At 62.2% G+C, this 20,576-nt stretch carries 17 protein-coding genes, 1 tRNA gene and 2 pseudogenes; all 20 read left to right on the forward strand.

The genetic code is table 11. The features are described 5' to 3' along the window. Positions 1 to 396, forward strand: a 396-nt coding sequence (gene ilvN, locus AB0305_RS18600; RefSeq protein ID WP_366173611.1) for an acetolactate synthase small subunit, incomplete at its 5' end; no start/stop codon positions are given. A gap of 63 nt (positions 397 to 459) precedes the next feature. Then, positions 460 to 1,476, forward strand: a complete 1,017-nt coding sequence (gene ilvC, locus AB0305_RS18605) for a ketol-acid reductoisomerase (RefSeq protein ID WP_021195002.1) — start codon at positions 460 to 462, stop codon at positions 1,474 to 1,476. A 62-nt stretch (positions 1,477 to 1,538) separates the two neighbouring features. Then, entirely contained in the window at positions 1,539 to 2,273 is a 735-nt protein-coding gene (locus tag AB0305_RS18610) for a phosphatidylserine decarboxylase (protein ID WP_366173614.1), read from the forward strand. A 13-nt stretch (positions 2,274 to 2,286) separates the two neighbouring features. Further along, positions 2,287 to 3,159: a CDP-diacylglycerol--serine O-phosphatidyltransferase gene (pssA, locus tag AB0305_RS18615; protein ID WP_366173616.1), complete on the forward strand. Its 873-nt coding sequence runs from the start codon at positions 2,287 to 2,289 to the stop codon at positions 3,157 to 3,159. 319 nt (positions 3,160 to 3,478) lie between these two features. Continuing rightward, positions 3,479 to 5,020, forward strand: a complete 1,542-nt coding sequence (locus AB0305_RS18620; RefSeq protein WP_366173618.1) for a 2-isopropylmalate synthase — start codon at positions 3,479 to 3,481, stop codon at positions 5,018 to 5,020. Positions 5,021 to 5,332: 312 nt separating this feature from the next. Beyond that, positions 5,333 to 6,592 carry a branched-chain amino acid ABC transporter substrate-binding protein gene (locus AB0305_RS18625; protein WP_366173620.1) on the forward strand — a complete coding sequence of 420 codons (1,260 nt, stop codon included), beginning with the start codon at positions 5,333 to 5,335 and terminating at the stop codon, positions 6,590 to 6,592. Positions 6,593 to 6,751: 159 nt separating this feature from the next. Next, positions 6,752 to 7,021 carry a 30S ribosomal protein S15 gene (gene rpsO, locus AB0305_RS18630; protein ID WP_252683993.1) on the forward strand — a complete coding sequence of 90 codons (270 nt, stop codon included), beginning with the start codon at positions 6,752 to 6,754 and terminating at the stop codon, positions 7,019 to 7,021. Positions 7,022 to 7,331: 310 nt separating this feature from the next. Next, positions 7,332 to 9,407, forward strand: a pseudogene (gene pnp / locus AB0305_RS18635) (polyribonucleotide nucleotidyltransferase); the annotation flags it as partial. A 190-nt stretch (positions 9,408 to 9,597) separates the two neighbouring features. Further along, positions 9,598 to 10,545: an HAD family hydrolase gene (locus tag AB0305_RS18640; protein ID WP_366173622.1), complete on the forward strand. Its 948-nt coding sequence runs from the start codon at positions 9,598 to 9,600 to the stop codon at positions 10,543 to 10,545. A 21-nt stretch (positions 10,546 to 10,566) separates the two neighbouring features. After that, on the forward strand, positions 10,567 to 11,571 hold the full coding sequence (locus AB0305_RS18645; protein WP_366173624.1) for an NAD(P)H-quinone oxidoreductase: 1,005 nt from the start codon (positions 10,567 to 10,569) through the stop codon (positions 11,569 to 11,571). A 101-nt stretch (positions 11,572 to 11,672) separates the two neighbouring features. Further along, positions 11,673 to 12,398 carry a triose-phosphate isomerase gene (tpiA, locus tag AB0305_RS18650; protein ID WP_366173626.1) on the forward strand — a complete coding sequence of 242 codons (726 nt, stop codon included), beginning with the start codon at positions 11,673 to 11,675 and terminating at the stop codon, positions 12,396 to 12,398. Between the two features lie 65 nt (positions 12,399 to 12,463). After that, positions 12,464 to 12,823, forward strand: coding sequence for a preprotein translocase subunit SecG (gene secG, locus AB0305_RS18655; RefSeq protein ID WP_366173628.1), 360 nt, complete (start codon positions 12,464 to 12,466; stop codon positions 12,821 to 12,823). Between the two features lie 181 nt (positions 12,824 to 13,004). Next, positions 13,005 to 13,089, forward strand: a tRNA-Leu gene (locus tag AB0305_RS18660). 234 nt (positions 13,090 to 13,323) lie between these two features. Continuing rightward, a pseudogene (gene ndhC, locus AB0305_RS18665) lies at positions 13,324 to 14,103 on the forward strand (NADH-quinone oxidoreductase subunit A). A gap of 1 nt (position 14,104) precedes the next feature. Next, positions 14,105 to 14,707: an NADH-quinone oxidoreductase subunit C gene (locus AB0305_RS18670; protein ID WP_366173630.1), complete on the forward strand. Its 603-nt coding sequence runs from the start codon at positions 14,105 to 14,107 to the stop codon at positions 14,705 to 14,707. A gap of 13 nt (positions 14,708 to 14,720) precedes the next feature. Continuing rightward, a complete protein-coding gene (locus tag AB0305_RS18675; RefSeq protein WP_366173632.1) occupies positions 14,721 to 15,974 on the forward strand; it encodes an NADH-quinone oxidoreductase subunit D in 1,254 nt (417 codons plus the stop codon). A 115-nt stretch (positions 15,975 to 16,089) separates the two neighbouring features. Beyond that, positions 16,090 to 16,590 (forward strand): NADH-quinone oxidoreductase subunit NuoE, encoded by a 501-nt coding sequence (gene nuoE, locus AB0305_RS18680; protein ID WP_366173634.1) that lies wholly within the window; start codon positions 16,090 to 16,092, stop codon positions 16,588 to 16,590. Beyond that, complete coding sequence (gene nuoF / locus AB0305_RS18685) at positions 16,591 to 17,886, forward strand: NADH-quinone oxidoreductase subunit NuoF (protein ID WP_003261933.1); 1,296 nt, start codon at positions 16,591 to 16,593, stop codon at positions 17,884 to 17,886. It abuts the gene before it with no gap. Between the two features lie 12 nt (positions 17,887 to 17,898). Further along, the gene (gene nuoG, locus AB0305_RS18690; protein ID WP_366173637.1) at positions 17,899 to 20,250 is read left to right on the forward strand and encodes an NADH-quinone oxidoreductase subunit NuoG; all 2,352 of its coding nucleotides are present in this window, start codon (positions 17,899 to 17,901) and stop codon (positions 20,248 to 20,250) included. An 8-nt stretch (positions 20,251 to 20,258) separates the two neighbouring features. Continuing rightward, the coding region (locus tag AB0305_RS18695) for an NADH-quinone oxidoreductase subunit H (protein ID WP_366173639.1) at positions 20,259 to 20,576 on the forward strand (318 nt) is incomplete at its 3' end.

A 20,576-nucleotide genomic window follows, 5' to 3' on the forward strand; every position in this document is an offset into this window, starting at 1 on the left:
CTGACGGTCGCGCCGACCGAAGACGCCTCGCTGACGCGCATGACGATCGTCACGACCGGTTCGGACGACATCATCGAACAGATCACCAAGCACTTGAACCGCCTGGTGGAAGTCGTCAAGGTCGTCGACCTGACCGAAGGCGCGCACATCGAGCGCGAGTTGATGCTCGTGAAGGTGCGGGCAGTCGGCAAGGAGCGCGAGGAGATGAAGCGTACGGCGGATATCTTCCGCGGCCGCGTCATCGACGTGACCGAGAAGACTTACACGATCGAGCTGACCGGCAACGGCAGCAAGCTTGACGCGTTCCTTGACGCCATCGATCGCGCTGCCATTCTTGAGACCGTCCGTACGGGCGGCTCGGGCATCGGCCGCGGCGAGCGCATTCTGAAGGTTTGAACCGGCGCGAGCGTGCTGCCGGCCCCCATCGATATTGAAGTATTTGAAAATTAGGACATCACCATGAAAGTGTTTTACGACAAGGACGCCGACCTCTCCCTGATCAAGGGCAAGAACGTCACCATCATCGGCTATGGCTCGCAAGGCCATGCCCACGCCCTGAACCTGAACGACTCGGGCGTGAAGGTCACGGTCGGTCTGCGCAAGGGCGGTGCGTCGTGGAACAAGGCCGTCAATGCTGGCCTGCAAGTCAAGGAAGTGGCCGAGGCGGTGAAGGAAGCTGACGTTGTCATGATCCTGCTGCCGGACGAGCAGATCGCCGACGTGTACAAGAACGAAGTGCACGGCAACATCAAGCAAGGTGCCGCACTGGCCTTCGCTCATGGTTTCAACGTGCACTACGGTGCCGTGATCCCGCGCGCTGACCTGGACGTCATCATGATCGCCCCGAAGGCGCCGGGCCACACCGTGCGTGGTACGTACAGCCAAGGTGGCGGCGTGCCGCACCTGATCGCTGTGCACCAGGACAAGTCGGGCGCCGCACGTGACATCGCCTTGTCGTACGCTACCGCCAACGGCGGCGGCCGCGCCGGTATCATCGAGACCAACTTCCGCGAAGAAACCGAAACCGACCTGTTCGGCGAACAAGCCGTGCTGTGCGGCGGTACGGTCGAGCTGATCAAGGCAGGTTTCGAGACGCTGGTGGAAGCCGGCTACGCTCCGGAAATGGCGTACTTCGAGTGCCTGCACGAGTTGAAGCTGATCGTCGACCTGATCTACGAAGGCGGCATCGCCAACATGAACTACTCGATCTCGAACAACGCCGAATACGGCGAGTACGTCACCGGCCCGCGCGTCGTGACCGAAGAGACCAAGAAGGCCATGAAGCAATGCCTGAAGGACATCCAGACCGGCGAATACGCCAAGAGCTTCCTGCTGGAGTACAAGGCAGGCCAGCCGACGCTGATTTCGCGCCGCCGCCTGACCGAAGAGCACCAGATCGAGCAAGTTGGCGCCAAGCTGCGCGCGATGATGCCGTGGATCGCCAAGAACAAGCTGGTCGACCAGTCGAAGAACTGATCGGCCCGCGCCTTATGCGAAAAGAAAGCCAGCCTCCGGGCTGGTTTTTTTATGCTGAATCGATGGGATTCACCACCGTTTCAAGTGCTGGTGCGGCCCCGTGTCGGCTAGAATGCCGCATTTCCTTCAAGACGCTGTCGAGGTCTGATTTGAACAACACGTATCCGCATCCCATCATCGCCCGAGAGGGCTGGCCGTATCTGGGCGGGATTTTCATCGTCTCGCTTATCGTGCAAATGGCCGCTGGCTTCGGCTGGGCGTGGCCGTTCTGGGTGCTGACGCTGTTTGTGCTGCAGTTTTTCCGCGACCCGGCCCGTGCCGTGCCCACGCAGGCCAACGCGATCCTCTCACCAGCAGACGGCCGCATCGTGGCCGTCGAACAAGTGCGTGACCCGTATGCCGATCGCGATGCGCTAAAGATCAGCGTGTTCATGAACGTCTTCAACGTGCACTCGAACCGCGCGCCGGTGGATGGCACGGTGCAGCAAGTCCAGTACTTCCCGGGCAAGTTCGTGAATGCCGATCTGGACAAGGCGTCGCTGGAAAACGAGCGCAACGCGGTCGTGCTGCGTCGCGCTGACGGCCAGGTCGTCACGTCGGTCCAAGTCGCTGGTTTGATTGCGCGGCGTATCCTTTGCTATACCAGGGCAGGCGAGACGCTCGCGCGTGGCCAGCGCTATGGTTTCATCCGCTTCGGTTCGCGCGTCGACGTGTACCTGCCGCTGACCGCACGCCCGCGCGTGACGATCGGCGAAAAGGTGTCCGCCACGCTCACGGTGCTTGCCGAACTGGACTGATCCGGAGGCCGCCATGCCCGCGTTCAATCGACGCAAGAAGCGTTTCACCACCAGCAACGTGACGCACCTGCGTCCGCTGCGACACAACCAGCCGCGCTCGGAGGATGATGATCTGGAAGTCATCCGCCCGCGTCGCCGCGGCATTTACTTGCTGCCCAACGCCTTCACGACGGCCGCGCTGTTCGCAGGCTTCTTCGCCATCGTGCAGGCGATGAACCTGAACTTCGAGACGGCTGCGATTGCCATCTTTGCGGCGATGGTGCTCGATGGCATGGACGGCCGTGTCGCGCGTATCACCAACACGCAAAGCGCTTTCGGCGAGCAGTTCGACTCGTTATCGGACATGGTGTCGTTTGGTGTCGCACCCGCGCTGGTGATGTACGAGTGGATTCTCCGCGACCTGGGTAAGTGGGGCTGGCTGGCTGCGTTCGTCTACTGCGCTGGCGCGGCGCTGCGTCTGGCGCGCTTCAATACGAACATCGGCTCGGTCGACAAGCGTTTCTTCCAAGGCATGCCGAGCCCGGCTGCGGCCGCGTTGATCGCCGGTTTCGTCTGGCTGGCGATCGACAACAAGCTGCCCGTGAAAGAGCTGTGGATGCCGTGGGTCGCTTTTGGGCTGACGCTGTATGCGGGGCTGTCGATGGTCTCGAACGCGCCGTTCTACAGTGGTAAGGCACTCGATGTGCGCCATCGTGTGCCGTTTGGCGTGATGGTGCTGGTGCTTGTGCTGTTCGTGGTGATCTCGAGCGATCCGCCGGTGGCGCTGTTCGGTCTGTTTGTCGGCTATGCAGTGTCGGGCTATCTGCTGTGGGGCTGGCGTACGCTGCACGGCCAGCAGGGCAGCCCACGCGTGCCCAGACCTGCAGCGGACGAAGCGCATGAGTGATCGATGCGCTGCGTCCTTGTGCGCTTGCGTCAATTTTTGAATTCGTCTATAGTCGTCCGCATGCTTTCGCGCCCGATTTCCATTCTGATTACGCTAGTCTCGATTGATGACCTACTAGGTCGTCAGGTCGGGACACGCGCGTAGGAAATCGCAAGACAAGGCAAGCAGAAACCGCCAAGTTTTCGCGAACCAGGATTCACAGCGCCCCGGCCTGCAACCATGCACGCCGGGGCGTTTTGCATTCTGCGCCGCCAAAATCCAATTATTCGAGACACCATCAAGACCGACGCCAAAAACGTCACCCCACCAAGGAGCCGCCATGAGCGACAAACTGATTATTTTCGACACCACCTTGCGAGACGGCGAGCAGTCCCCCGGTGCGTCGATGACCAAGGAAGAGAAGATCCGCATTGCCAAGCAGCTCGAGCGGCTCAAGGTGGACGTGATCGAAGCCGGTTTCGCGGCCAGCTCTAATGGGGATTTCGAGGCGATTCGTGCGATTGCCCAGTCGGTCAAGGATTCGCGCATTTGCTCGCTGGCCCGTGCGAATGATCGCGACATTTCGCGCGCAGCCGAGGCGCTCAAGCCGGCCGGCCAGTTCCGTATCCACACGTTCATCGCCACGTCGGCGCTGCACATGGAGAAGAAGCTGCGCATGACGCCGGATCAGGTGTATGAGCAGGCACGCTTGGCAGTGCGCTTTGCGCGGCAGTTCACGGATGACATCGAGTTCTCGCCGGAAGACGGCAGCCGCTCCGACATGGACTTCCTGTGCCGTGTGCTGGAAGGCGTGATTGCCGAGGGCGCGACCACCATCAACCTGCCGGATACGGTCGGCTACGCGGTGCCGGAAGGTTACGCCGCGCTGATCCGCTCGGTGCGCGAGCGCATCCCGAACTCGGACAAGGCGATCTGGTCGGTGCACTGCCATAACGACCTTGGTATGGCAGTTGCCAACTCGCTGGCCGCAGTCAAGCTGGGCGGCGCCCGCCAGATCGAATGCACGATTAACGGCCTGGGCGAGCGTGCCGGCAATACCAGCCTCGAAGAAGTGGTGATGGCGGTGAAGACGCGCCGCGATTACTTCAACCTGGACGTCGGTGTTGATACCACGCAGATCGTGCCAGCCTCCAAGCTGGTCTCGCAGATCACCGGTTTCGTCGTGCAGCCGAATAAGGCAGTCGTGGGCGCCAACGCGTTCGCGCACGCTTCGGGGATCCACCAGGATGGCGTGCTCAAGGCGCGTGATACCTACGAAATCATGCGTGCCGAAGACGTGGGCTGGACGGCCAACAAGATCGTCCTGGGCAAGCTTTCCGGCCGCAACGCGTTCAAGCAACGCCTGCAGGAACTGGGCATTGAACTGGACTCCGAAGCTGAACTGAATGCCGCCTTCACGCGCTTCAAGGAACTGGCTGACCGGAAGGCCGAAATCTTCGACGAGGACATCGTCGCCATCGTCTCGAACGAGGCGCAGCACAGCGAGGGTGAGCACTTCCGCTTCGTGTCGCTGGCGCAGCGCTCGGAAACCGGTGAGCGCCCGCACGCACGCATCGTCTTCGTCGCCGACGGCAAGGAGGTGACCGGCGAGGCGGAGGGCAACGGCCCGGTGGATGCCACGCTCAACGCCATCGAAAGCAAGGTTGCCAGCGGCGCCGAACAGCTTCTGTACTCGGTCAACGCCATCACGACTGGCACGCAAGCGCAGGGTGAAGTGACGGTGCGTCTGTCGAAGTCGGGTCGCATCGTCAACGGCGTCGGCACCGATCCGGACATCGTTGCTGCATCCGCCAAGGCTTACCTGGCCGCATTGAACAAGCTGCAGGACAAGAGCAGCGAAAAACTCAACCCGCAGATCTGATCGCGGGTTTTACCAACACGCAGGAGTCAGCCCAGACCCCACACGATCACTACAGAGCGCGCTGCCGGTTACCCACCGGCACGCGAAGCGGGTGCAGCAGCACCGGACACGCCAGGAGCGTGCGCCATGCTGACTGTCTTTGAGAGCGATGTCCGTGCGATCCACGGCATGGCCGACCCGAACATCCACGCCAGGTGATGCGCCTCGCGTGGATGTTGCCGTTGAAACGATCCCATGCGTCAAATGCGGCTGCGTGTGCCTTGTGTTGGCGTGCGCAGCCGCTTTACCATCCGCGCTTCACGGAGATTTGCCATGGTGTTTCGTTGGTTCGTGGCCGCGCTGGCGGCCGTGGGGTTGTGTGGCGCCGCAAGTGCCCAGCCTGAAGCTGCGCCGATCCGGCTGGCCTTGATCGAGGGGCTCTCCGGCCCGTTCGCCAATGCGGGGGAGGCGGTGGGCCGCAATCTGCGCATCGCCATCGAAGGCGTGAACGCACGCGGTGGCGTGAAGCTGCCCGATGGCCGCCATCCGCTTGCGTTGGTGCGCTTGGACAACAAGAACACGGTCGATGAATCATTGCTGCAACTGCAGGCTGCCACTGATGCCGGCATGCGCTTTGTCCTGCAGGGCAACAGCTCAGCGGCTGCGGCGGCGTTGTCGACATCGATTTCACGCTACAACGAGCGTCATTCGGACGCGCGCGTGCTGTTCCTCAACTACGCCGCCGTTGACCCGGCGTTGACCAACGAGGCCTGCAGCTTCTGGCATTTCCGCTTCGATGCGTCAGCCGATATGCGCATGCACGCGCTTACGGAAGTGATTCGCGCGGACAAGGCCGTCAAGAAGGTTTACCTGATCGGCCAGGACTACACTTTCGGCCGCCAGGTGGCGCAACTCGCTCGCCAGCAATTGGGCGAGAAGCGGCCGGATGTGACCATCGTCGGTGAGGTGCTGCATCCCATCGGCAAGGTGAAGGACTTCGCGCCGTACGTGGCGCGCATTGCCGCGTCGGGTGCGGACACCGTCATCACCGGCAACTGGGGCAATGACCTGACGCTGTTAGTCAAGGCGGCACGCGATGCGGGGCTCAAGGCGCGCTTCTTCACGTTCTACGGCAACTCGCTGGGTGCGCCGGGCGCGATGGGCGAGGCGGGCGTGGGCCGTGTGGTGGCGGTGGCGGAGTGGCATCCGAACCTGGGTGGCGCCAAGTCCGACGCGTTCTACAAGGCCTTCCGCGCGCGCTATCCGTCGCCTGCCGACGACTACCCGCTGCTGCGAGACCAGATGATGATCGACATGCTGGCCGCTGCCATCGAGCGTGCCGGCACCGCAGAGGCGGGTGCCGTCGCACGTGCGCTGGAAGACGCTTCGCTCGATAACGGGTTTCATCGGATCACATTGCGCGCCGAGGATCACCAGGCTATCCAGCCGCTGATCGTCACGCAGATGGAACGTGCCGGTACGCCCGGTGTGCCGTTCGACATCGAGGGTTCCGGCTATGGTTTTCGTACGCTGAAAGTGATCCCTGCAGCGCAAACGGCGTTGCCGACGACGTGCAAGATGGTGCGCTATTGAGCGCGCGTGACACAGAACTGTCGTCAGGGCGGGGTTCTCGGCTATAATCGCGGTCTTGCCGTCCAAACCGGGTCCGGAATGGCCGGCAAGATCATTGTTCAACACGGCACCCGCGGCGGCCTTTTGGCGCTGCAGTGTCCGCAAGTCAAAGGAATCAAAATGTCCGTCGCTGACATCAAGAAGCAAGACATCGTCAAGGATAACGGCCGCAGCGCCAACGACACGGGTAGCCCGGAAGTGCAGGTTGCACTGCTGACCGCCCGCATCAACGAACTGCAGCCGCACTTCAAGGCGCACATGAAGGATCACCACAGCCGTCGTGGCCTGCTCAAGATGGTGAGCCGTCGTCGTCGTCTGCTGGACTACCTCAAGAGCAAGGACGCTGACCGTTACACCGCGCTGGTTGCCAAGCTGGGTCTGCGTAAGTAATGGTGGGTCTCACGCACTGCGCGTGATGAACAAGTGCCTGCGTCAGCATGCTGATGCAGGCATTTTGTTTTTGGCGGCCACATTTGCGGCTGCGCCGGGCAACCGGCAATGATGGCAGTCGGTGATGTCGCCGATTGTTAGGACCGGGAGCGGCAGGAAGCAGAATCTTGTGTCATTCCAGCGCGACGTTGAGCCGCAGCGCTGCACTGGAATGGCATAAACACACCTCTGCAACCGTACCGTCTTCCGGAACGTGTTTGTCGCGGCGAAGCGTATTGAAGCGTGCCGCGAATACCGAACAGGAGATGCTATGACCATGTTCAACAAGGTCGTCAAAGAATTCCAATGGGGCGGCCATAAGGTCCGCATGGAAACGGGTGAGATCGCCCGTCAAGCGAGCGGCGCCGTGCTGCTCGACATGGAAGACACCGTCGTGCTCGCCACCGTGGTGGGCGCCAAGAACGCCAAGCCGGGCCAGGATTTCTTCCCCCTGACCGTCGATTACCTCGAGAAGACCTACGCTGCCGGCAAGATCCCGGGTGGCTTCTTCAAGCGTGAAGGCCGTCCGTCGGAAAACGAAACGCTGACCTCGCGCCTGATCGATCGTCCGCTGCGTCCGCTGTTCCCGGAAGGCTTCTACAACGAAGTCCAGGTCGTCGTGCACGTGCTGTCGATCAATCCGGAAGTGCCGGCTGACATCCCCGCGCTGGTGGCCGCTTCGGCTGCGCTGGCCGTGTCGGGTCTGCCGTTCAACGGCCCGGTGGGCGCTGCCCGCGTGGGTTACAAGGATGGCCAGTACCTGCTGAACCCGAACCGCGCACAACTCGCGCATTCGGAGCTGGACCTGGTTGTGGCCGGTACCGAGCGTGCTGTGCTGATGGTCGAATCCGAAGCGCAGCAGTTGTCGGAAGAGATCATGCTGGGCGCCGTGGTGTACGGCCACGAGCAGATGCAGATCGCTATCAACGCGATCCACGACCTGGTGCGCGAAGGCGGCAAGCCTGAATGGGACTGGCAAGCCGCACCGAAGAACGAAGCGCTGGTCGCCAAGGTGTCCGAACTGGGTCTGGCCGATCTGCAAGCCGCTTACCAGCTGCGTCAGAAGTCGGCCCGCAGCCAGAAGCTGAAGGAAGTCTGCAAGTCGGTCGCCGAGAAGCTGGCCGCAGCTGGCGTGGAAGCCGATGGCGTGGAAGTCGACAACATTCTGTTCGAGCTCGAATCGAAGATCGTGCGCGGCCAGATCCTGAATGGCGAACCGCGTATCGACGGCCGCGACACCCGCACGGTGCGCCCGATCGAGATCCGCTCGTCGGTGCTGCCGCGTGCGCACGGCTCGGCACTGTTCACGCGTGGTGAAACGCAAGCGCTGGTGGTGGCCGCTCTGGGCACCAAGAGCGACGAGCAGATCATCGACGCGCTGCAAGGCGAGTACCGTGACCGCTTCATGCTCCACTACAACATGCCGCCGTTCGCCACGGGCGAAACCGGCCGCGTGGGCAGCCCGAAGCGTCGTGAAATCGGCCACGGCCGTCTGGCCAAGCGCGCACTGATCCCGGTGCTGCCGCCCGCTGACGAATTCGGTTACACGATCCGTCTGGTGTCGGAAATCACCGAGTCGAACGGTTCGTCGTCGATGGCTTCGGTGTGCGGCGGCTCGCTGGCGCTGATGGATGCGGGCGTGCCCATCAAGGCGCACGTGGCTGGTGTGGCCATGGGCCTGATCCTGGAAGGCAACAAGTTTGCCGTGCTGACCGACATCCTGGGCGACGAAGATCACCTGGGTGACATGGACTTCAAGGTCGCGGGTACCGACGCTGGTATCACCGCGCTGCAGATGGACATCAAGGTGCAGGGCATCACCAAGGAAATCATGCAGGTCGCACTGGCGCAAGCCAAGGAAGGCCGTCTGCACATCCTGGGCAAGATGCAGGCTGCCATGGGCGGCGCACGTGCCGAGTTGTCGGAGCACGCTCCGCGCATGATCACCGTCAAGATCAATCCGGAGAAGATCCGCGACGTGATCGGCAAGGGTGGTTCGACCATCCAGGCGCTGACCAAGGAAACCGGCTGCACGATCGACATCCAGGAAGACGGCACGATCACCATCGCGTCGACTTCGTCGGAAGGCATGGCCGAAGCCAAGCGCCGCATCGAAGGCATCACGGCAGAAGCCGAAGTGGGCAAGATCTACAACGGTACCGTGCTCAAGCTGCTGGACTTCGGCGCGATCGTGAACATCCTGCCGGGCAAGGACGGTCTGCTGCACATCTCGGAAATCGCCAACGAGCGCGTGAACCAAGTCTCCGACTACGTGAAGGAAGGCCAGGCCGTGCGCGTGAAGCTGCTGAGCACCGACGAGAAGGGCCGCATGCGTCTGTCGATCAAGGCCGCGAAGGCTGAGGAAGGCGACGTGCCGGCCGCTGCACCGCAAGCGCCGGGCGCTGGCGACGCTGCCTCGCAACAGCAGCAGCAACAACAGCAGTAAGCGAGCGGTTCTCGCAATGAAAAACGGCTGGACAGTGTCCAGCCGTTTTTTTGTTTACACTGCGTCGCGAGTTCTCCATCTGCCGCCGACCATGAGCCGCCTCTTCGAGCAAAACCGCATCGCCGTCGTCTGGGATTTCGACAAGACACTGATCCCGCGTTACATGCAAGTGCCGTTGTTCGAGCGCTTCAACATCGCCGAGCAGGGCTTCTGGGATGAGGTCGAGGCGGGCTCAAAAGAAATCGAATCGCGTGGCCAGAAGGTCAACCGCGAAACGTTCTACTTGAACGTGCTGCTCCGCTACGTGCGCGACGGGCGAATGGCCGGCCTTAACAACACGGCGTTGCGCGAACTCGGTGCGGAACTCGAATTCTTCCCGGGTGTGACGGACTTCTTTGAGCGCAGCAAGGCGTGGGTGCGCGACAACGCCGCCTACCAAGCCTTCGACATCAAGCTTGAACACTACATCGTCAGCACGGGGCTGACCGAGATGATCAAAGGTTCGCCTATCGCGCCATACATCGATGGCGTGTGGGGCTGCGAATTCCTTGAGGCGCCTGACGCGAGCGGCCTCCCGGTCATCTCGGAAGTCATCTACGCGATCGACAACACCACCAAGACGCGTGCGCTGTTCGAGATCAACAAGGGCGTCAACAAGCACCCCGAGGCAGTCAATGTGAACTCGTCGATTGCCGAAGACGAGCGCCGCGTGCCGTTCGCCAACATGATCTACGTGGCCGATGGCCCGAGCGATATTCCGGCGTTTTCGGTGGCGCGCAAGGGCGGTGGGCGCACGTATGCGGTCTACAACCCCGAAAGCCCGCGCTCGTTCGAGCAGGCCGACAACTTGCGTGCCGATGACCGCGTCGACATGCTCGGCCCGGCTGACTACCGCGCCGGCTCGCCGACCGAGATGTGGCTCAAGTTGCATATCAACAAGATTGCCGACGCCATCGTCCACGGCAAGCAGGAAATCCTGCGCGAAACCTCGCGCGGCATCCCGCAGCATTTTGTTGAACCGAAGCGCGTTGCGTCGTAACCCTCACTCGATCCGATTCCCATGAAAGCGATTGAAATTACCGAGTACGGTGGCCCCGAAGTGCTGAAGCTCGGCGAGCGGCCGATGCCTGAGCCGAAGGCGGGCGAAGTGTTGATCCGCGTGCGCGCGGCCGGCGTGAATCGGCCGGATGTGTTCCAGCGCACGGGCAACTATCCCGTACCGCCCGGCGCTTCAGATATTCCGGGGCTGGAGGTAGCGGGGGAAATCGTCAGTGGCGATCTGGCGCACGCCGATAACCGTTATGGTCTGAAGGCTGGCGACCGCGTTTGCGCGCTGGTCCAGGGCGGTGGCTATGCGGAGTTCTGCACCGCGCCGCTGGGGCAGGTGTTGCCAGTGCCGGTGGGTCTTTCGGACATCGAGGCGGCGGCATTGCCCGAGAACTATTTCACCGTGTGGTCAAACGTATTTGATCGCGGCTTGCTGGGGCGGGGCGCACACGGTGCCGACGAAACGCTACTTGTGCAGGGCGGCTCCAGCGGCATCGGTACGACGGCCATCCAGATCGCATCCGCACTGGGCCACCGAGTGTTCGCCACGGCGGGCAGCGCCGACAAGTGCGCCGCCTGCGTTGAACTGGGCGCCACGCGTGCCATCAACTACAAGACCGAAGACTTCGTCGAGATCGTCAAAGCCGAGACAAGCCGCGGCGCCGATGTGGTGCTCGATATGGTTGGCGGAAGCTACGTCGCGCGCGAGATTGCCTGCACGGCCGACGATGGCCGCATCGTGCTAATCGCATTGCTGGGTGGCGCCAAGGCTGAAGTGCCGCTGGGAGACATCCTGCGCCGCCGCATCACGCTGACAGGCTCGACGCTACGCCCGCGCCCGATTGCGTTCAAGGCCGCCATCGCGGCGAACCTGTACGAAAAGGTCTGGCCGTTGCTGGCATCGGGTCGCATCAAGCCGGTCATCCACGAGGTCATGCCGGCCGCGCAAGCCGCACAGGCGCACGCCCTGATGGAATCCAGCGCTCACATCGGCAAGATCATGTTGGTTTGGGATTGACCCCAAGACGCCAAAATTGACCCTGTTTTTGTCGCCACGGTAGAATGCCGGGTTTATTTGACAGTCGACCGGGCAAAAACGTGAACGCAAGACCGAAGCTGGTGGTGGGCAACTGGAAGCTGCATGGCAGTCTGAGCGCCAACGCCGCGCTGTTGGAGCAGATCAAGGCCGCGGGCAAAACCAACGCCACGCTGGCGGTATGTGCGCCGTTTCCGTATCTGGCGCAGTGCCAGTCTCTGCTGACAGGTTCGGTCGTGGGCTGGGGCGCGCAAGACGTGTCGGCCGAAACGCGCGGTGCCTTCACCGGCGAAGTGGCGGCGTCGATGCTGTCGGAGTTCGGCTGCGGCTACGCGATCGTCGGTCATTCCGAGCGCCGCACATACCACGGCGAAACTGACGCGCAAGTGGCGACCAAGGCGCTGCGTGCCCTCGAACATGGCATCACCCCGATCGTCTGCGTGGGCGAAACGCTTTCACAGCGCGAAGCTGGCGAGACGGAGCAGGTGGTGGGTCGTCAGCTGGATGCCGTGCTGGAAGCGCTGTCGGTCGAGCAGCTTGGTCGTATCGTCGTCGCCTACGAGCCGGTTTGGGCGATCGGCACCGGCAAGACCGCGACCAGCGAACAGGCACAGGCGGTGCATGCTTTCCTGCGCGCGCGCGTTGCTGCCCGTGATGCTGGTGTGGCGCAGCGTCTGCCAATCCTGTACGGCGGCAGTGTGAAGCCGGACAATGCGGCCGAGTTGTTTGCAATGGCGGACATCGATGGCGGCCTGATCGGCGGCGCATCGCTGAAGGCCGAAGATTTCCTGGCGATCGGTCGCGCTTAAGCGGTCGGTCGACGTTGTGGCATGCCGTAGGTGTGCCGCTGCAACATATTATTGAGAGAAGCGAAATGGCAATTCTGAAGACTCTGCTGCTGGTGGCGCAAATTCTGAGCGCGCTTGGCGTGATCGGCCTGGTGCTGTTGCAGCACGGTAAGGGGGCGGATGTGGGTGCGGCGTTCGGCTCTGGTGCATCGGGCAGCTTGTTCGGCGCTACGGGTTCCGCTAACTTCCTGTCGCGCACGACGGCCGTGCTGGCAACCGTGTTCTTTGTGGCAACGCTGGCACTTACGCTCATCGGCACGAACAAGGGCAGCGTTTCGGCTGGTGTGATGGGTTCGGTTGCGCCTACGGCTCCTGCGGCTTCGGCGCCTGCAGCGTCGGCGCCGGCTGCTCCTGCTGCGGCCTCCGGCCCGGCCGTGCCGAAGTAATTGGATGTCATTGTCGTGTGCGCACTGCTGTGGGGCCCTCGGTGCGTCGCGAAGCATAAGATTTTTCTTTGTGCATTGAACAAAAGCTTCGCTTTGCGGTAGAATGTGAGGCTTGAAACAATACGGGAAACGGTAAGGGCGCTTGGCTCGATCTGGCTTCCTGATAAAGTTTCTTCCCCCAGCCGACGTGGTGAAATTGGTAGACACGCTATCTTGAGGGGGTAGTGGCGAAAGCTGTGCGAGTTCGAGTCTCGCCGTCGGCACCAATCAAATTTCGGGGTCTGTTCAACGGGAGTGTTCCGCGCAGGCCCCTCCGCAAGACGACGTGTAGTCGAGGCGTCGTAAGGCTGCGGACCCGGCGCCTTCGATGGGGCGACAAGGCGCCGCCTGCGGGCAGTGCTGTTGCAACCATTCAAAAAGGCGGGCGTCCCTTGAACCTCGAAGCCTATTTCCCCGTTCTGCTGTTCATCGTCGTCGGTGTGGGCCTTGGCCTCGTCCTGATGGCTATCGGCCGAGTCCTCGGTCCGAACAATCCCGATCCTGACAAGCTCTCGCCGTACGAGTGCGGCTTCGAAGCATTCGAAGACGCGCGCATGAAGTTCGACGTGCGCTATTACCTCATCGCCATCCTGTTCATCTTGTTCGATCTGGAGACCGCGTTCCTCTTTCCGTGGGGCGTGGCGTTGCGCGACATTGGCTGGCCGGGGTTCATTGCGATGGGCATCTTTTTGCTCGAGTTTCTCGTGGGCTTCGTCTACATCTGGAAAAAAGGCGCGCTCGATTGGGAGTGATGTGAAATGGCGATCGAAGGCGTACTCAACGAAGGCTTTGTCACGACGACTGCTGACAAGCTGATCAACTGGACCCGTACCGGGTCGCTCTGGCCGATGACGTTCGGCTTGGCCTGCTGTGCCGTGGAAATGATGCACGCCGGCGCGTCGCGTTATGACCTGGACCGCTTCGGCGTGGTGTTCCGCCCGTCGCCGCGTCAGTCCGACGTGATGATCGTGGCCGGCACGCTGTGCAACAAGATGGCACCTGCGCTGCGCAAGGTGTACGACCAGATGGCCGAGCCGCGCTGGGTCATCTCGATGGGCTCGTGCGCCAACGGCGGCGGCTACTACCACTACTCGTACTCTGTCGTGCGCGGCTGCGATCGCATCGTGCCGGTCGACGTGTACGTGCCGGGCTGCCCGCCGACGGCTGAAGCGCTGATCTACGGCATCATCCAGCTGCAGGCCAAGATCCGCCGAACCAACACCATCGCGCGCAAGGCCTGATATGACCGACAAGCTTGCCACCCTGAAAGCCGCGCTGGAAAAGGCGCTCGGCAATCGTGTTCAAAGCCTGATCGAGTCGGTTGGTGAACTCACCCTCGTGGTGAAGGCTGCCGACTATCTCGACGTCATGCGCACGCTGCGCGACGACGCATCCCTGAAGTTCGAACAGCTGATGGACCTGTGCGGTGTCGACTACGCTGACTACGGCGACGGCGCCTGGAACGGTCCGCGTTTTGCCGCGGTGTCCCATCTGCTGTCGATCACGAACAACTGGCGCGTACGTGTGCGCGTGTTCGCGCCGGACGATGATCTGCCGGTGGTGTCGTCTGTGACCACGATCTGGAATTCCGCCGACTGGTTCGAGCGTGAGGCGTTCGACCTGTACGGCTTGGTGTTCGAAGGTCACCCGGATCTGCGCCGCATCCTGACCGACTATGGCTTCATCGGCCATCCGTTCCGCAAAGATTTCCCTGTCTCGGGCTACGTTGAAATGCGTTATGACCCGGTGCAGCGTCGCGTGGTCTACCAGCCGGTGACCATCGAACCGCGCGAGATTACGCCGCGTGTGATCCGCGAGGACCAATACGGTGGTCTGAAGCACTGAAGGGCGCCCGATCATGGCAGATATCAAGAACTACACCCTGAACTTCGGCCCGCAACACCCGGCCGCACACGGCGTGCTGCGCCTGGTGCTCGAGCTGGACGGCGAAGTCATTCAACGTGCTGACCCGCACATCGGACTGCTGCATCGCGCGACCGAGAAGCTCGCCGAGCAGAAGACCTGGATTCAGAGCGTGCCCTACATGGACCGTCTCGATTACGTGTCGATGATGGTCAACGAGCACGCCTATGTGATGGCCATCGAGCGCCTGCTGGGCCTCGAAGTGCCGCTGCGTGCGCAGTACATCCGCGTCATGTTCGACGAGATCACGCGGATCATGAACCACCTGATGTGGATCGGTTCGCACGCGCTGGACGTGGGCGCGATGGCGGTGTTCCTGTACGCCTTCCGCGAGCGCGAAGACCTGTTCGACATGTATGAGGCGGTGTCGGGCGCGCGTATGCATGCGGCCTACTACCGTCCTGGTGGCGTCTATCGCGACCTGCCCGACACGATGCCGCAATACAAGGCATCCAAGGTGCGTAACGAGAAGGCCCTGGCCGCCCTGAACGAAACGCGTTCGGGTTCGCTGCTGGACTTCATCGAAGACTTTACCAACCGCTTCCCGAAGTACGTCGACGAATACGAAACGCTGCTGACCGACAATCGGATCTGGAAGCAGCGTCTGGTTGGTATCGGCGTGGTGAGCCCGGAGCGCGCGCTCAATAAGGGTTTCTCCGGCGCCATGCTGCGTGGTTCGGGCATCGCTTGGGACGTGCGCAAGAAGCAGCCGTACGAAGTCTACGACCGGATGGATTTCGATATTCCGGTGGGTGTGAACGGCGATTGCTACGACCGTTATCTGGTCCGCGTGGAAGAAATGCGCCAGAGTAACCGCATCATCCGCCAGTGCATCGAGTGGCTGCGCAAGAACCAGGGTCCGGTGATCACCGATAACCACAAGGTGGCGCCGCCGTCGCGGGTGGACATGAAGACCAACATGGAAGAGCTGATTCACCACTTCAAGCTCTTCACGGAAGGGATGCACGTGCCCGAAGGCGAGGCGTACGCCGCCGTCGAGCATCCGAAGGGCGAGTTCGGCATCTACGCGATCTCGGACGGCGCCAACAAGCCGTACCGTCTGAAGATTCGTGCGCCGGGCTTCGTCCATCTGGCCGCGCTCGATGAAATGGCGAAGGGCCACATGATCGCCGACGCCGTGACGATCATCGGCACGCAAGACATCGTGTTTGGCGAGATCGACCGCTGAACCCGCAGGAAACAACGGTTTGACGCGCTGGCAAGCGCGGCTGTGAAACGAGGACGCACGCCGGGGTAAGGCAGTCAGGCAATACGCCCCGCGTCCCGCACCAATTGCAACGAACATGCTATCCGCAGAAGCTCTCAAGGAAATCGACCGGGCGGTCGCGAAATATCCCGCCGACCAGAAGCAGTCCGCCGTGATGGCGGCGCTGGCGGTCGCGCAGAGCGAGAAAGGCTGGGTCTCGCCCGAAGTCATGCAGTTTGTGGCCGAGTACCTCGAAATGCCGCCGGTGTGGGTCGAGGAAGTGGCGACGTTCTACAACATGTACGACACCAAGCCGGTGGGGCGCTTTAAGCTGACGGTGTGCACGAATTTGCCGTGCGCCTTGTCGGGCGGCGAGCGTGCGGCTGACTATCTCAAGAAGAAGCTGGGCATCGGTTTCAACGAGACGACCCCCGACGGCAACTTCACGCTGAAGGAAGGCGAGTGCATGGGCGCGTGCGGTGATGCACCGGTCATGATCGTCAACAACACCAACATGTGCAGCTTCATGAGCAACGAGAAGCTCGACGCCCTGGTCGCTGATCTGCAGGCGAAGGCGTCCAACGGAGCAGGCAAGTAAATGACCTCCCTGCACGATCGACACATCCAGCCGTTGATTCTCGCCGGTCTGAACGGCGACAACTGGCACCTTGAAGACTACGTCAAGCGCGGTGGCTACCAGCAGCTCAAGCGCATCCTGACGGAAAAGATTTCTCCTGAACAAGTCATTGCCGACGTGAAGGCCTCGGGCCTCCGCGGCCGTGGCGGTGCGGGCTTCCCGACCGGCCTGAAGTGGAGCTTCATGCCGCGTCAGTTCCCGGGCCAGAAGTACCTGGTTTGCAACACGGACGAGGGCGAGCCAGGCACGTTCAAGGATCGCGACATCATCCGCTACAACCCGCACGCGCTGATCGAAGGCATGGCCATCGGCGGCTACGCGATGGGCATCACCGTGGGCTACAACTACATCCACGGCGAGATCTGGAACGAGTACAAGATTTTCGAGCAAGCGCTGGAAGAGGCGCGTGCGGCCGGTTTCCTGGGTGACAACATCCTCGGCTCCGGTTTCAACTTCCAGCTGCACGCGCACCATGGCTATGGCGCGTACATCTGCGGCGAAGAAACCGCGCTGCTCGAATCGCTGGAAGGCAAGAAAGGCCAGCCGCGCTTCAAGCCGCCATTCCCGGCCAGCTTTGGCCTGTACGGCAAGCCGACCACGATCAACAACACCGAGACGTTTGCCGCGGTGCCGTTCCTGCTGGCGATTGGCCCGGATAACTACCTGAAGATGGGCAAGCCGAACAACGGTGGCTCGAAGATCTTCTCGGTGTCCGGCGACGTGGAGCGTCCGGGCAACTACGAAATCCCGCTGGGCACGCCGTTCTCCAAGCTCTTGGAGTTGGCAGGTGGCATGCGCGGTGGCAAGAAGCTCAAGGCAGTCATTCCGGGTGGTTCGTCGGCGCCGGTGGTCCCGGCTGACCTGATGATGGCCTCCGACATGGACTACGACTCGATCGCCAAGGCTGGCTCGATGCTGGGCTCGGGCGCCGTGATCGTGATGGACGAGACGCGCTGCATGGTGAAGTCGCTGCTGCGTCTGTCGTACTTCTATTTCGAAGAGTCGTGCGGCCAGTGCACGCCGTGCCGTGAAGGCACCGGCTGGCTGTACCGCGTGGTCGATCGTATCGAGCACGGCAAGGGCCGCCAGGAAGACCTGGACCTGCTGAACAACGTGGCTGAAAACATCATGGGCCGGACTATCTGCGCGCTCGGCGATGCCGCCGCGATGCCGGTCCGCGGCATGCTCAAGCACTACTGGGATGAGTTCGCGTATCACGTCGAACACAAGCAGTGCATGGTGCCCACCTACATTTAAGCGTGGCAGAACATGGTTGAAATCGAAATCGATGGCAAGAAGGTCGAGGTTGCCGAAGGCAGCCTGGTGATGGAGGCGGCTCGCCAGACGGGCACCTACATTCCTCACTTCTGCTATCACCGCAAACTGTCGGTCGCGGCCAACTGCCGGATGTGCTTGGTCGAGGTCGAGAAGGCGCCCAAGGCACTGCCGGCCTGCGCCACGCCTGTCACTGCGGGCATGAAGGTCTTCACCAACTCCGAGAAGGCGGTGAAGGCGCAGAAGTCCGTGATGGAATTCCTGCTGATCAACCACCCGTTGGATTGCCCGATCTGCGATCAGGGCGGCGAGTGCCAGCTGCAGGATCTGGCCGTCGGTTACGGCAAGTCCGAATCGCGCTACAAGGAAGAGAAGCGCGTGGTGTTCCACAAGAACGTGGGCCCGCTGATCTCCATGGAAGAGATGACGCGCTGCATTCACTGCACGCGCTGTGTCCGCTTTGGCCAGGAAGTTGCCGGCGTGATGGAACTGGGCATGCTCAACCGCGGTGAGCATTCCGAGATCACGACGTTCGTCGGTCAGACCGTTGACTCCGAGCTGTCGGGCAACATGATTGACCTGTGCCCGGTCGGTGCGTTGACCAGCAAGCCGTTCCGTTACTCGGCTCGCACGTGGGAACTGGCACGCCGCAAGTCGGTGTCACCGCACGATGGCCTGGGCGCGAACGTGATCGTCCAGACCAAGAATCAGCGCGTGATGCGCGTGCTACCGCTGGACAACGAGGCCATCAACGAATGCTGGCTGTCCGACAAGGACCGCTTCGCCTACGAAGGTTTGAACAGCGACGACCGACTGACCCAGCCGATGCTCAAGCAAGGCGGCCAGTGGAAGGCGGTGGACTGGACCACGGCGCTCGAATACGTGGCCAACGGCCTGAACAACATCAAGCGTGACCATGGCGCCGAGCAGATCGGTGCGCTGGCGAGCCCGCACAGCACGCTGGAAGAACTGTTCCTGCTGCAAAAGCTGGTGCGCGGCATCGGCAGCGACAACGTCGATTTCCGCCTGCGTCAGTCAGATTTCTCAGTCAAGCCGGTGGGTGCCCCGTGGCTGGGTATGCCGATCGCCGATGTGTCGCTGCTGCAGCGAACGCTGGTGGTGGGCGCTTTCCTGCGCAAGGATCATCCGCTGCTGGCTGCGCGTCTGCGCCAAGCCGGCAAGAAGGGTGCGCAACTGAACGTGATCGGCGCTGGTGGCGAAGATCTGCTGATGCCGGCGACGCAACTGCTGGGCGCGCCGTCGCAATGGCTGTCGCTGCTGGCCGAAGTGGCCGTGGCGGTTGCAGCTACCAACAACGCCGCGCGGCCGGCTGGTACTGACGGTATCGAGGCCGGCGACATTGCCAAGCGCATTGCCGGCAGCCTGGCTTCGGGCGAGCGCAAGGCTGTGTTCCTTGGCAACGCTACCGTGGCACATCCGCAATTCTCGCAACTGCATGCGCTGGCTCAGTGGGTGGCGCAGCAGACCGGCGCCACGCTGGGTTTCCTGACGGAAGCCGCGAACACCGTCGGCGGCTACATTGCTGGCGCACTGCCGCAAGGCAACGGCCTGGATGCCGCAACGATGCTGGCGCAGCCGCGCCGCGCTTACGTGCTGCTGGGCGCCGAGCCGGAGTTTGACTCCGCCAATCCGGCACAAGCCCGCGCGGCGCTGGATCAGGCGGACACCGTGGTCGTGCTGGCGCCGTTCGCTTCGCGCGCTGCGCTCGAATACGCAGACGTGCTGTTGCCGACAGCGCCGTTCACCGAAACCTCGGGCACCTTCGTCAACTGCGAAGGCCTGCCGCAGAGCTTCAGCGGTGTCGTGCGTAGCCTGGGCGATTCGCGTCCGGCCTGGAAGGTGCTGCGCGTGCTGGGCAACCTGCTGAACGTGTCGGGTTTCGATTACGACACGTCCGAGGTTGTGCGTGATGAGGTGCTGGCTAAGCCGGTTGCCGAGCGTCTGTCGAATGTGACAACCGTGCAAACCGCTGCTCCGGTTGCAGCCGCTGCAGGTATCGAACGCCTGGCTGATGTGCCCATCTACCACGCCGATCCGATCGTGCGCCGTGCGGGTTCGCTGCAATTGACTGCCGCTGCGCGTGCAGCGGTTCGGGCGAGCCTGTCAGCTGATGTGTTCGCACAACTGGGTCTGGCTAACGGCGATGCCGTTCGCGTGACGCAGGGGCAGGGCAGCGTAGTACTGCCGGCAGTGCTGGATAAATCGCTGGCATCTGGCGTGATCCGTGTGCCGGCCGCGACCGAAGCATCGGCTCAGTTGGGTGCGATGTTTGGTGCGGTAAGCGTTGAGAAGGTTGAATCGTCCGCGCTGGCGGCGACGGTGTAAGGGTCAACATGATCGAGTCGATTACTTCTTTCGGCGCGTCTACGTTTGGTGGCTGGTGGCCGCTGATCTGGACGCTGGTGCGCGCGGTCTGCATCATCTTGCCGCTGCTGTTGTGCGTGGCTTACCTGATCCTGTGGGAGCGCAAGCTCATCGGCTGGATGCACGTGCGTCTGGGCCCGAACCGCGTGGGCCCGATGGGCCTGCTGCAGCCAATTGCCGACGTGCTCAAGCTGCTGCTCAAGGAAGTCATGGTGCCGAGCGCGGTCAGCCCAGCCATGAACATCAACGCGCCCCTAATGCAGCAGATGCCGGCCGTCGCCATCACT

The organism is Arthrobacter sp. NPDC080086, from assembly GCF_040702285.1.